The 11,931-nt window shown below is 71.3% G+C and carries 11 protein-coding genes; 5 read left to right on the top strand and 6 right to left on the bottom strand.

Translation table 11 applies throughout. From position 1 onward, the window contains the following. Positions 1 to 118 precede the first annotated feature (118 nt). From POF73_RS20980 to POF73_RS20970, 3 genes are all read left to right on the top strand, one after another. Positions 119 to 1,012, top strand: a complete 894-nt coding sequence (locus tag POF73_RS20980; RefSeq protein WP_272117622.1) for a carbohydrate ABC transporter permease — start codon at positions 119 to 121, stop codon at positions 1,010 to 1,012. Continuing rightward, positions 1,009 to 1,905 (top strand): carbohydrate ABC transporter permease, encoded by an 897-nt coding sequence (locus POF73_RS20975; protein WP_272117607.1) that lies wholly within the window; start codon positions 1,009 to 1,011, stop codon positions 1,903 to 1,905. The genes POF73_RS20980 and POF73_RS20975 overlap by 4 nt, the downstream gene beginning before the upstream one ends. Positions 1,906 to 2,079: 174 nt before the next feature. Further along, entirely contained in the window at positions 2,080 to 3,498 is a 1,419-nt protein-coding gene (locus POF73_RS20970; RefSeq protein WP_443049577.1) for a GH1 family beta-glucosidase, read from the top strand. Between the two features lie 321 nt (positions 3,499 to 3,819). Here POF73_RS20970 and POF73_RS20965 read toward each other — a convergent pair whose 3' ends face one another. The 3 genes from POF73_RS20965 to POF73_RS20955 all read right to left on the bottom strand — a co-directional run bounded on the left by POF73_RS20965 (position 3,820) and on the right by POF73_RS20955 (position 7,479). Beyond that, entirely contained in the window at positions 3,820 to 5,280 is a 1,461-nt protein-coding gene (locus POF73_RS20965; protein ID WP_272117602.1) for a glycoside hydrolase family 18 protein, read from the bottom strand. Between the two features lie 109 nt (positions 5,281 to 5,389). Continuing rightward, entirely contained in the window at positions 5,390 to 6,793 is a 1,404-nt protein-coding gene (locus POF73_RS20960; RefSeq protein ID WP_272117600.1) for a sensor histidine kinase, read from the bottom strand. After that, a complete protein-coding gene (locus POF73_RS20955) occupies positions 6,790 to 7,479 on the bottom strand; it encodes a response regulator transcription factor (protein WP_272117599.1) in 690 nt (229 codons plus the stop codon). The genes POF73_RS20960 and POF73_RS20955 overlap by 4 nt, the downstream gene beginning before the upstream one ends. 146 nt (positions 7,480 to 7,625) lie before the next feature. On the opposite strand from POF73_RS20955, the gene POF73_RS20950 reads away from it, so the two are divergent. Then, positions 7,626 to 8,147: a hypothetical protein gene (locus POF73_RS20950; RefSeq protein ID WP_272117597.1), complete on the top strand. Its 522-nt coding sequence runs from the start codon at positions 7,626 to 7,628 to the stop codon at positions 8,145 to 8,147. 19 nt (positions 8,148 to 8,166) lie between these two features. Here the strand turns inward: POF73_RS20950 and POF73_RS20945 are convergent, their stop codons facing one another. Continuing rightward, a complete protein-coding gene (locus POF73_RS20945) occupies positions 8,167 to 9,036 on the bottom strand; it encodes a spermidine synthase (protein WP_272117595.1) in 870 nt (289 codons plus the stop codon). Between the two features lie 45 nt (positions 9,037 to 9,081). Then, complete coding sequence (locus POF73_RS20940; RefSeq protein ID WP_272117593.1) at positions 9,082 to 9,519, bottom strand: hypothetical protein; 438 nt, start codon at positions 9,517 to 9,519, stop codon at positions 9,082 to 9,084. 280 nt (positions 9,520 to 9,799) lie between these two features. Between POF73_RS20940 and POF73_RS20935 the strand changes: the two genes are divergently transcribed. Beyond that, on the top strand, positions 9,800 to 11,278 hold the full coding sequence (locus POF73_RS20935) for a tetratricopeptide repeat protein (RefSeq protein ID WP_272117591.1): 1,479 nt from the start codon (positions 9,800 to 9,802) through the stop codon (positions 11,276 to 11,278). A gap of 18 nt (positions 11,279 to 11,296) precedes the next feature. Here POF73_RS20935 and POF73_RS20930 read toward each other — a convergent pair whose 3' ends face one another. After that, complete coding sequence (locus POF73_RS20930; protein WP_272117589.1) at positions 11,297 to 11,893, bottom strand: histidine phosphatase family protein; 597 nt, start codon at positions 11,891 to 11,893, stop codon at positions 11,297 to 11,299. Positions 11,894 to 11,931: the final 38 nt, after the last annotated feature.

Below are 11,931 nucleotides of genomic sequence, written 5' to 3'. Positions count from 1 at the left end.
CCCCCCCCCCCCCCCCCCCCCCCCCCCCCCCCCCCCCCCCCCCCCCCCCCCCCCCCCCCCCGGCCGCGCGCACGGTCGCGGTACGCCGCCGCCGGGGAACGGTTCCTGGCGGAGCCGGCTGTACCGCTGGGACATGAAGGCGTCACCGTACGCGTTCATCTCCCCCTTCTTCATCGTCTTCGGGGCGTTCTCGCTGGTCCCGCTGCTGTACACGGCCTGGTACTCGCTGCACAACGTGCAGCTGGCGAACCTGGACAGCCAGACCTGGGCGGGCCTGGACAACTACCGGAACCTGCTGTCCTCGGACTTCTTCTGGAACTCCCTGTGGGTCACCTTCGCCATCGGGGTGATCTCGACGGTGCCGCAGCTGCTGATGGCGATCGGCATCGCGCATCTGCTCAACTACAAGCTGCGCGGCTCGACCGTGTGGCGGGTCGTGATGCTCACCCCGTACGCAACCTCGGTGGCGGCGGCGACGCTGGTGTTCGTGCTGCTGTACTCCTGGGACGGCGGCATGATCAACTGGATCCTCGACTTCTTCGGGATCGATCCGGTCAACTGGCGTGAGTCCGACTGGGGTTCGAAGTTCGCCGTGTCCTCGATCGTGATCTGGCGCTGGACCGGCTACAACGCGCTGATCTATCTGGCCGCCATGCAGGCCATCCCCGCCGACCTGTACGAGTCGGCGGCGATCGACGGTGCGAACCGCTGGCAGCAGTTCCGCCATGTGACGATCCCGCAGCTGCGGCCGACGATCCTGTTCACGGTGGTCGTCTCGACGATCGGTGCGACCCAGCTCTTCGGTGAGCCGTTGCTGTTCGGCGGGGTGTCCGGTTCCAAGGGCGGCTCCGAGCACCAGTACCAGACGCTCGGCCTGTACATGTACGACCAGGGCTGGATCATCGGCAACCTCGGCAAGGCGTCCGCGATCGCCTGGACGATGTTCCTGATCCTGCTGATCATCGGCGTGATCCAGATGCTGGTCTCCCGACGTCTGAGGAAGTCCCAATGACCGCAAGCGACCTGACGATTCCTCAGAGCGGCGTGAAGGGTCGCCGCGAGCGCCGCCGGGTGATGGGCGCCGGCAAGCAGCTGCACGCCGGTCCGGTCACCTACGTCGTACTGACCCTGTTCGCGCTGGTCTCGCTGGCCCCGCTGGTGTGGACGGCGATCGCGGCCTCGCGCACCGACCGGCGGCTCGCCGAGACCCCGCCGCCGCTGTGGTTCGGCGGCAACCTGTTCAAGAACATGGAGCGGGCGTGGGAGGAGGCCGGGCTCGGCACCGCGATGTTCAACACCGTGATCGTCGCGACCGCGATCACGGTCAGCACGGTGCTGTTCTCCACGCTCGCCGGATTCGCCTTCGCCAAACTGCGGTTCAGGTTCTCGGGCGTCCTGCTGATGCTGACGATCGGCACGATGATGGTGCCGCCGCAGCTGGCCGTCGTACCGCTGTATCTGTGGATGGCCGACCTCGGCTGGTCCAACCAGCTGCAGACGGTCATCCTGCCGACCCTGGTGACGGCCTTCGGTACGTTCTTCATGCGGCAGTACCTGGTGCAGGCGCTGCCGGGCGAACTGATCGAGGCGGCGCGGGTGGACGGCGCCAGCAGTCTGCGGGTCGTGTGGCATGTGGTGTTCCCGGCCGCCCGGCCCGCGATGGCCGTCCTCGGCCTGCTGACCTTCGTGTTCGCCTGGAACGACTTCCTGTGGCCGATCATCGCCCTGAACCAGGAGAACCCGACCGTGCAGGTCGCCCTCAACTCCCTGGGCACCGGCTATGTCCCCGACCAAGCGGTGATCATGGCGGGCGCCCTGCTCGGCACGCTGCCGCTGCTGATCGCCTTCCTGCTGTTCGGCAAGCAGATCGTCGGCGGCATCATGCAGGGGGCGATCAAGGGCTGACGCCCGGCCGTATCTCATTTCTCATACGTCACAGGGGGCCGGGTCACCGCAGCCTCGGCCCCTCGTCCTCCCCGTCTCCTCCCCCCATCCTCTCCTCCCCATTCCCTCCTCTCCGTCTCCTCCTACCCGTCGGTCTCCACGACCCCCTATGGGAGCGCTTCCATGCCTGAGCCCATGTCCTCCGTGTCCTTTCCCCCCGCCTTCCTCTGGGGCGCCGCGACGTCCGCGTACCAGATCGAGGGAGCGGTGCGGGAGGGCGGCCGCACCCCGTCGATCTGGGACACCTTCAGCCATACGCCGGGCAGGACGGCCGGCGGCGAGCACGGTGACATCGCTGTCGACCACTACCACCGCTACCGCGAGGACGTGGCGCTGATGGCCGAGCTCGGCCTGACCGCGTACCGCTTCTCGCTCTCGTGGTCGCGCGTGCAGCCGACCGGCCGGGGCCCGGCGGTGCAGGTGGGCCTGGACTTCTACCGCCGCCTGGTCGACGAACTGCTGGAGCACGGCATCAAGCCCGCCATCACCCTCTACCACTGGGATCTGCCGCAGGAGCTGGAGGACGCGGGCGGCTGGCCGGAGCGCGACACGGCGTACCGGTTCGCCGAGTACGCGCAGATCGTCGGCGAGGCGCTCGGCGACCGGGTGGAGCAGTGGATCACGCTCAACGAGCCGTGGTGCAGCGCGTTCCTGGGCTACGGCTCGGGCGTGCACGCACCGGGCCGCACGGAACCCGTGGCCTCGCTGCGGGCGGCGCACCATCTGAACCTGGCCCACGGTCTGGGCACTTCGGCGCTGCGCTCGGTGATGCCGGCCCGCAACTCGGTGGCGCTCAGCCTCAACTCCTCGACGGTACGGCCGCTCACGCAGGACCCGGCGGACCTGGCCGCGGCCCGGAAGATCGACGACCTGGCCAACGGGGTCTTCCACGGCCCGATCCTGCACGGCGCGTATCCGGAGTCCCTGTTCGCGGCGACGGAGCTGGTGACCGACTGGTCCTACGTCCTCGACGACGACCTGGCGGCGATCAACCAGCCGTTGGACGCGCTGGGCCTGAACTACTACACCCCCACGCTGGTCTCGGCCGTGGACACGGAGGCGGCCGGGCCGCGCGCCGACGGCCACGGGGCCAGCGACCACACTCCCTGGCCGGGCGCGGACGACGTCGCCTTCCACCAGACCCCCGGCGACCGCACCGAGATGGGCTGGACGATCGACCCGACGGGCCTGCACGACCTGATCATGCGGTACACGCGGGAGGCTCCGGGCCTGCCCCTGTACATCACCGAGAACGGCGCCGCCTACGACGACAAGCCGGACCCCGACGGCCGCGTCCACGACCCCGAGCGCATCGCCTACCTGCACGGCCACCTGTCGGCGGTCCGCCGCGCCATCGAGGACGGTGCGGACGTGCGCGGCTACTACCTGTGGTCCCTGATGGACAACTTCGAGTGGGCGTACGGATACGAGAAGCGGTTCGGGGCGGTGTACGTCGATTACTCGACGCTCGCCCGGACGCCGAAGTCGAGTGCGTACTGGTACGGGAAGGCGGCTCGGACGGGGGCGCTGCCGGGGGTGGACGAGGAGGCCTAAAGGAGCGGATCTGGCGGGGTCCCCTACCGAGGGACGGGGCGCGGCACGCGGAGGGAACGTGCCGCGCCCCGTGCATGTGACCCGCTCCCGGGCCTCTTCGGAGACCTCGGTGCCGCGCCGGTCGAGGATGCGGAGGATGTCCTGGGCTCGGCCCTCGGCTCGTGTACTTGGCGTACAGGTGCGCCAAGCAGTACGTCCAACTGCTCGTTGCCCCGCACCCCGCCCGCCTTTGCGTGGCGCCCGTCATCAAGCACCCGCGCCCCGGCCGGATGGGGGGAAGACCGGCCGGGGCGCCCCCCGTGGGTCGAGAGGCGGCCTGCGTTACTTGTGGGCCGCGAACGCCTTCGAGAACGCGAACTTCTCCTGGAGGATCGAGCTGCACGTCGCGTCCGCCGACGGCTTCTCGCCGCCCGCGCACTGCTTGTCGCGGGTCGCCGACCACATCGACAGCCAGCCGAGGCCCTTGGACTTGGCGAAGTTCACCAGCTGGGTGGCGTCGTCGACCTTGAAGATCTCGGTGGTGACGTCGTTGACGCCGATCATCGGGGTGACGGCGACGGTCTTCCAGGCCGCGCTGTCGGAGAGGGCGAGCACGCTCTTGACCTGGGCCTGGGTGGCGGTGGCCGCCTGTTCGGCGTAAGTACCCATGTCGCCGCTGTACGCGGGGCCGTAGTCCATCGCCATGATGTTGACGGCGTTGATCTTCACACCGTTCTGCCTGGCGTCGGCGAGGAGGTCCACGCCCGGCTGGGTCAGGCCCTCCGGCATGACGGGCAGGGTGAAGGAGACGTCCAGGCCGGGGTGGTTCGCCTGGAGCTTGGCTATCGCCTGGGCGCGGCGGGTGTTGGCCGCCTTGTCGGGCAGTGCGCCGCCCTCGATGTCGAAGTCGGCCTTCGTCAGCTTGTATGCGTCCACGACCTTGCCGTACGCCGCCGCCAGCGCGTCCGCCGACGAGCAGGTCGTCGCCAGTTCACTGCCGGCCGCGCCGCCGAAGGAGACGCGGACGTCGCCGCCCTTGGCCCGCAGGTCGCCGATCTGCGCGGCGACCGCGTCACCGCCGAGGTCCGTCACGCCGCCCCACTTCGGGGTGCAGCCGCCGCCGTCGGTGATGAAGGCGAGGTTGTAGTTCTTGACGCCGGTGGCCTCGGCGCTGGCGGCCATGTCGAAGGCCGGGTAGAGGGAGGTGTCGATGTACGGGGCGAAGCCGGCGGACGCCTTGGTGCCGGTGCCGGAGGTCTCCGAGGGCTTGGCGGTGGGCGTCGCGGACTGGGTGGGCGTCGCGCTGGGCTTGGGCGTCGTGGTGGGGGTCGGCTTCGGTGACTGGGTCGGGCGGCCGCTCGGCACCGGGGTGGCCGTGTCGTCCGTGGAGCACTTCACGTCGTCGATCAGACAACCGGTCGGCGAGGCCGTGCCGTTGACCACGAAGCCGACCGTCACGGACTCGCCGGCCGCCAGGCCGTCGGTGTCCCACTTCGGCGGCGTCACGGTGACGTGCTGTCCGCTCACGCTCGACTCGGCGTTCCACAGGGAGCTGAGCTTCGCGCCCGACGGCAGGTCGAACTCCAGCTTCCAGTCCTTCTTCGCCTGCTCGCCGTCGTTCGTGACGACGTACTGCGCGGTGTAACCCGTCGACCAGTCACTGGTCTTCGTGTACGCCGCCCCGGTGCCGGCCGCCTGGGCGGTACCGGTGAACACGATCGCACCGCCGCCGACGACGGCCGCGGCCACCAAGCCGCCCATCGCCTTGTTCCTGCCGCTGATCTTGCGCCGGTGGGTGCTCATCGCATGCCTGCCTTCACTGTTCACGGGGGGTGGGTGAGGCAGCACGCTAGCGAGCCGGAATCGGGCAAAAGCCCTGATCCAGACCGGCGTTGAGGATCTTAGGGCGCGCTTAAGGAAGGGATCGGGGACGGTTAAAGGTCGAGACCAATTTGGCGCGCCGGCGCCGTCGTACCGACCCCCGGTGCCCTCTGCGCACCGGCTCCCTTCCGTCCAGCTGGATCCAGATCCGTACCTCGGTCCCGCCGAGCACCGACGACCCGATCCGCACATCCCCGCCCGTCGACTCCGCGAGGCGCCGCACGATGTCCAGGCCGAGGCCGGTCGAACCGGCACTGCCCGAGCCCCGGCCGCGGGCCATCGCCGCCTCGGGGTCGGATATGCCGGGCCCCGCGTCGGAGACGAGCACGATCACCGCGTCCTCGCCGTTGTGCACGTCGACCGCGAACGCCGTGCCCTCGGAGGTGTGCCGGAAGACGTTGCCGAGCAGGGCGTCCAGCGCGGCCGCCAGATCCGCCCGGGCCACGGGTATCCGCACCGGGCGGTCCACGCCGGCCACCCGCACCTTGCGACCCTCGTCCTCCGCCAGCGCCGACCAGAACGCCATGCGCTCGCGCACCACTTCGGCCGCGTCGCACCCGGCGCCCGGACCGGCCGCCACCGTCTGCGGCTTGGCCTCCCGCGCGGTACGGATGATCTTGTCGACCTCGCGCTCCAGCTGGGCGACGGCCGCCCGGGTCTGCTCGGCGGCCGGACCGTCCCCGAGCGAGGCCGCGTTCAGCCGCAGCACGGTCAGCGGGGTGCGCAGGCGGTGGGACAGGTCGGCCGCCAACTCCCGCTCGTTCGCCAGGAGTTGGACGACCTGGTCGGCCATCGAATTGAACGCGACCGCCGCCAGCCGCAGTTCGGTCGGCCCCTCCTCGGGCACCCTGGAGCCCAGCTTGCCCTCCCCCAGCTCATGCGCGCCCTCGACCAGGCGCTGCGCCGGCCGCACCATCCGTACGCCCAGCCGGTCGGCGACCGCGACCGATCCGACGATCAGCGCGAGGCCGACCCCGGCCAGGACGGCCCATGCCGTGGCGAGGCCGTTGGTGACGTCCGTGTCGGGGACGTACACCTCCACGACGGCTATCTCGCCGGAGCTCAGCGCGACCGGCTGGAGCAGGGTGGATCCGCCGGGGACCTCGGTGGTGGAGGCGCGGCCCAGCCGTCGTACGGTCGCGATGTCGTCGGCGGCGGCGCGCCGGCGGCCGAGGTCGACGGCGGTCGCGTCGCCGGAGGCCGGTATGTGCACGGCCATGCCCGCGTCCGACCCGGCGGAGGCGACGACCCGCTCCAGCTGGTCCCGGTCGGTGGTGATGGACAGGGCGGGGGCGACGGCGGCGGCCTCCCGCTCGGCGTTGGAGAAGGCGCGGTCGCGGGCCATCTCCCTGATGACCAGTCCGAGGGGGATGGCGAAGGCCACCACGACCATCGTGGTGACCGCCAGGCAGACCTTGACCAGTGCCCATCTCATCGTGGCGGCTCCAGCTTCACGCCGACGCCGCGCAGGGTGTGCAGATAGCGCGGGCTGGCTGCGGTCTCGCCCAGTTTGCGGCGCAGCCAGGACAGATGGACGTCGATGGTCTGGTCGTCGCCGTAGGACTGCTGCCACACCTCGGCGAGCAGTTCCTTGCGGGGCACGACGACTCCGGGCCGTCCGGCCAGGAAGGCGAGCAGGTCGAACTCGCGGCGGGTGAGGTCCAGAGGTGCGCCGTCCAGCTCGGCCTGGCGGCGCAGCGGGTCGACGGTCAGGCCGCCGACGCGGAGCACGCTGGACGGGGCGGCCTCCGCGCTGCCGGACCGGGCGCGGCGCAGGACGGCGGCCATCCGGGCCGACAGGTGCTCGACCGAGAACGGCTTGGTGAGGTAGTCGTCCGCCCCCGCGTTCAGCAGCCGGACGATCTCCGCCTCGTCGTCCCGTGCGGTGGCGATGATCACAGGCACGTCGGTGATGCCGCGCAGCATCTTCAGGGCCTCGGAGCCGTCCAGGTCCGGCAGACCGAGGTCCAGGATCACCACGTCGAAGCGGAAATGGGCGACCTCGCGCAGCGCCTCCAGTGCCGTGCCGACGCTGCGCACCGTGTGGGCGGCGTCGGTCAGGTGCCGGATGAGCGCCGAGCGTACGAACTGGTCGTCCTCGACCACGAGCACACTTGCCATGCGCCGCACCGTACGCCATGCGAGCGAGCCCGGTCCGGGCCTGTGGACAACTCACCCGCTGTGGACAAACCCGCCCCCGTGGGCAACTTCACCCCTGTGGACAACCGCGCGACACGTCCGCGACGCGTGAGGCAGTATGGCCCGCGATGCGCAGAGGACTCGTACACGTACTGGCTTGGTCGCTCGCCACGGGCGCGGCGGTCACGCTGTCGTGGTGGGGTGTCCACACGGTGATGGCGGGCACCGTGTACGACCGGCCGCGCGCCCTGCCCATCACCGCGGCCGACGCGACCACGCAGGAGTCGAAGCCGCTGGCGTCGTCCACGAACCGGCCGACCCCGTCGAAGGGCCCGTCGTCCCCCGCACCGAAGCCGACCGGGCAGCCCCGCACACCGACCCCTTCGAAGCCCCCGGCGAAGACCCCCAGCCACTCCCCCACCACATCCGGCCAGGTCAAGAGCTACGACACCGACGGCGGCCGGGTCGTCTTCGACATCGGCGAGAGCTCCGCGGCCCTCGTGTCGGCCACCCCGGGCGCGGGCTGGTCGATGCAGGTGTGGAAGACGGAGACATGGATCCGGGTGGAGTTCGGCGCGGGCGCGGACCGGGTGTCGGTGTTCTGCACCTGGCACGACGGGCCGCCGCGGGTGGAGATCGGGAACTACTGACCCGCCGTCACCGTCACCGTCACCGGAACACGGACGGGGGCGGGGCCGGGGAGGCCACCGCCGCGAGGTCGGTCACGGGTACGGCGCCGCCGGTGAAGTCGGAGAGCGCCTTGCCGTGCTCGACGCGGCCGGGGTGCGGATCGGAGGCCGCGCGCCGGGTCAGTTCGGCGACCGGGAGCGGGCGGTCGCCGGCGACGAGGACGGCGTTGCCGAAGCGTTTGCCGCGCAGGACCGCCGGGTCGGCGACCAGGGCGAGTTCCGCGAACCGGTCGGCGGCGGTGGCGATCTGGCCCCGCAGATGCGCGAGCGGCGGCCCGTCGGCGAGGTTGGCGGCGTAGACACCGTCGGGCCGCAGGACCCTGCGAACGTCGTCGAGGAACTCCCCCGACGTCAGGTGGGCGGGGGTACGGGCCCCGCTGAACACGTCGGCGATGACGAGGTCGGCCCATGCGTCGGGCACCTTGGCGAGCCCGTCCCTGGCGTCCACCGACCGCACCCGGATCCGGGCGTTCGGGTCCAACGGCAGCTCCCGCCTGACCAGTTGGACGAGAGTGGCGTCCCGCTCGACGACCTGCTGGGTGGAGCGGGGGCGGGTGGCGGCGACATACCGGGCGAGCGTGAACGCACCGCCGCCGAGATGGACGGTGTGGACGGGCTTGCCGGGCGGGGCGACGAGGTCGATGACATGGCCGAGGCGGCGCTGGTACTCGAAGGAGAGGTACGCCGGGTCGTCCAGATCGACGTACGACTGAGGCGCCCCGTCGATGAGGAGCGTCCAGGCCCTGGCGCGGTCCCGGTCGGGTATCAGCTCGGCGAGCCCGCCGTCGATGCGCTCGACGACGGCTTCGACGGCGGCCGGCCGGCGCCGGGTGTTCCTGGACTTCCTCACCGGGTCATTGTCGCAAGCGGGAGGCGGCGGCGCCCGGGCAGCCGGTCACCGACAGTTGTCGGCCGCCTCGATCAGCCGTGCCGCCTCGCCGAGTGCCGCCCGCAGCGCCGCCGGATCCGTCGCCAGATCCGCCTCGCCGGGCGGCAGCAGCCAGTCCGAGCCCTCGACCGGCGGCTCGGGGTTCAGGTCCAGGCTCATGCCCCGGCCGTCGGTCTCCGTACAGGTGCTGCCCGGTACGTCCCAGGCGGCTGCCGTGCCCGGCGGGACCACGAAGCCGAGGGTGTCGCCACCGTCGTCGTGCAGTACGGGCCCGACCGCGTCGCCGGCCCCCCGGCGCAGGATGTCGACCGCCTCCAGGCCCTGCCGCGCCGGGACCGTGACCAGGTCGCAGCCCTCGCCCGGTGGCTCGCTGCACTGTGCGGTCGGCGCATGCCCCGCCGTTGTCGACGGTGTACGAGGAGCGATGCTCTGGCTGGTCTTCATCCCGACCTCCACCACGGAACCCCTTTTGCAGTCCGAAGAGTTCAACGCATCGCCGCGTCAACGGCTACGGCGGAAGTCAGCCGCAAAGGATGGCACTTCATGGCAGATCGTGTATGAGATATCCGGTTTGTAGCCAAACCCTGCGTCACGGGTCCGACACAGCAGGTACGTTCTTGCCCGCCGGAGACAAGGGACCGAGCCGGAATTTTCGATTCACCTCGTCCTTTCAACTCGTCCTCGTTCCGGCATGGTTCGACGGTTCGCACGAGAGGACCCGGCCATGGCGTCGTCAGAGCTGACCTCGTCCCAGCCCCCCAGGCCATCGCGGCCGAATCTCGCGTTCCGGCGGTTGCGCGGACAGCGCTCGCCGGCCGAGTTCGCCGCCGTGGTGCGGCGGGCAGCCCGCGAGATCGGTGAGCGGGTCAGCTGTGACGCACGCTACGTCGGACGCGTCGAGGCCGGCGAGATCCGCTGCCCCAACTACGCGTACGAACGGGTGTTCCTGCACATGTTCCCCGGCCGAACGCTCGCCGACCTCGGTTTCGCGCCCCGCTCGTCCGTACGCGGACGCCGGGCGCGTGCCGGAGAGGACACGCCCCCCATGCACACCACGATCCCGGCACATGCCACCGGTGAGAAGTGGAGGGCGCACGAGCCGTATGACCCGCTGAGCCCTCAGGACCCGTACGACCCTCACGACCCGTACGGGGCAGACCAGAACCACGAGATCCACGAGGAGAGCGACGTGCTACGTCGCGCATTCATGACCGGCGGTGGTGCCACGGTGGCCGCCGCCTCGCTGGGCCCCCTGGGCCTCGCCCACGACGCCGCGGCCGCGGAGCGCCCCGTCCGACGTGTCGGGGGACACGAGGCGGACGCTCTGGAGGAAGCCGTACGCCGTATCCGGCTGCTCGACGACCGGCACGGCGCCGACGGCCTCTACCGACGCGCGGCCGCCCCACTGCGGGCCGCCTACGCACTGCTCGACGCCGGTACCACCCGGCAGGCGATGGGCGACCGGCTCCACTCGGGCGCGGGTGAGCTGGCCATCTCGGTGGGATGGCTGGCACACGACTCGGGGCGGTTCGACGACGCCCGCTCGCACTACGCGGAGGCGCTGGCGACCGCCCGGATGGCAGGCGACCCGGCCGTCGAGGCACACGCCTTCTGCAATACGTCCTTCCTCGCGCGGGACGCCGGCCGGCCGCGCGAGGCGGTACGGGCGGCCCAGGCCGCGCTGCGTGTCGCACGCCCCCTGGGTTCCGCCCGGCTGATGTCGCTGCTTTCGCTGCGCGAGGCGGGCGGCTGGGCGGGGCTCGCCGACCGCACCGGCTGCGAACAGGCCCTCGTTCGCGCACAGACCTTCTTCGAGCGGGGCCACTCGGACGCCGACCCCGAGTGGATGACCTTCTACGGAGAGGCCGAGCTGGAGGCCCTGGAGGCGCAGTGCTGGTCGACGCTGGGCAACTGGCGGCGGGCGGCGCGGCACGCGGGGCGGGCGGCCCATCTGCAGGATCCGCACTTCACCCGCAACATCGCGCTGTACACGGCGGAACTGGCGGACGACCTGGCCCGGGGCGGACGTCCCGACGAGGCGGCCTCCGCCGGGATGCGGGTGCTGGACCTGCTGGACCAGGTGCAGTCGTCGCGGGTGCAGACGATGTTGGCGGGCACGGCCCGGGTGCTGCTGCCGCACCGGCGGGCCAGCGGGGTGTCGGCGTTTCTGGAACGGCACGCGAGCGTGCCCCGCACAGCGTGACCGAAGGCGGGCGGACGGCTATGCGGCCAGGTGCCCCAGGTCGTTCCAGCTCTCGATGGCCGGCTCGCCGTAGGCCCACCCCAGTACCGACAGCGACGTCGGGTTCAGCCGGATCCGGGCCGCGAAGTCGAGGGGCAGGCCGAGCCAGCGCGCGCCTATGGACCGGAGTATGTGCCCGTGCGCGAAGACCAGCACATCCCGGTCCGTCTCGCGCGCCCACGCCACCACCTCGTCGGCCCGGGCCGTCACCTCGGACAGGCTCTCGCCCTCGGGCACACCGTCGCGCCAGATGAGCCAGCCGGGCCGGACGGCCTGGATGTCCGCCGGGGTCATCCCCTCGTAGGCGCCGTAGTCCCACTCCATGAGCGTGTCCCAGGCACGCGCGCGTTCACCGAAGCCGGCCAGTTCGCACGTCTCACGCGCGCGTGCGAGCGGACTGGTGCGCACCTCGACCCCGGCCAGCCCGTCGTACGGCGCCCTGTTCAGGCGTTCCCCGAGCAGCTTCGCGCCCCGGCGGCCCTCCTCCAGAAGCGGCACATCGGTCCTGCCCGTGTGCTTGCCGGACAGCGACCATGCGGTCTGTCCGTGCCGGGCGAGCAGGATGCGCGGTGCCATGAAGAGGCCTTCCGGGAGAAATGAGAGGCGGAGCACCT

Source organism: Streptomyces sp. HD, assembly GCF_028369295.1.
Lineage (GTDB): Bacteria > Actinomycetota > Actinomycetes > Streptomycetales > Streptomycetaceae > Streptomyces.
The sequence above is the reverse complement of the archived record's forward strand: the minus strand, read 5'-3'. Positions and strand labels throughout refer to the sequence as shown.

Coding starts and splice junctions, on each gene's coding strand:
- POF73_RS20965 (WP_272117602.1), bottom strand. CDS start 5,280: ATGAGCACCCACCGGCGCAAGATCAGCGGCAGGAACAAGGCGATGGGC.
- POF73_RS20955 (WP_272117599.1), bottom strand. CDS start 7,479: ATGGCAAGTGTGCTCGTGGTCGAGGACGACCAGTTCGTACGCTCGGCG.
- POF73_RS20930 (WP_272117589.1), bottom strand. CDS start 11,893: ATGGCACCGCGCATCCTGCTCGCCCGGCACGGACAGACCGCATGGTCG.
- POF73_RS20935 (WP_272117591.1), top strand. CDS start 9,800: ATGGCGTCGTCAGAGCTGACCTCGTCCCAGCCCCCCAGGCCATCGCGG.
- POF73_RS20970 (WP_443049577.1), top strand. CDS start 2,080: ATGTCCTCCGTGTCCTTTCCCCCCGCCTTCCTCTGGGGCGCCGCGACG.
- POF73_RS20975 (WP_272117607.1), top strand. CDS start 1,009: ATGACCGCAAGCGACCTGACGATTCCTCAGAGCGGCGTGAAGGGTCGC.
- POF73_RS20940 (WP_272117593.1), bottom strand. CDS start 9,519: ATGAAGACCAGCCAGAGCATCGCTCCTCGTACACCGTCGACAACGGCG.
- POF73_RS20950 (WP_272117597.1), top strand. CDS start 7,626: ATGCGCAGAGGACTCGTACACGTACTGGCTTGGTCGCTCGCCACGGGC.
- POF73_RS20960 (WP_272117600.1), bottom strand. CDS start 6,793: ATGAGATGGGCACTGGTCAAGGTCTGCCTGGCGGTCACCACGATGGTC.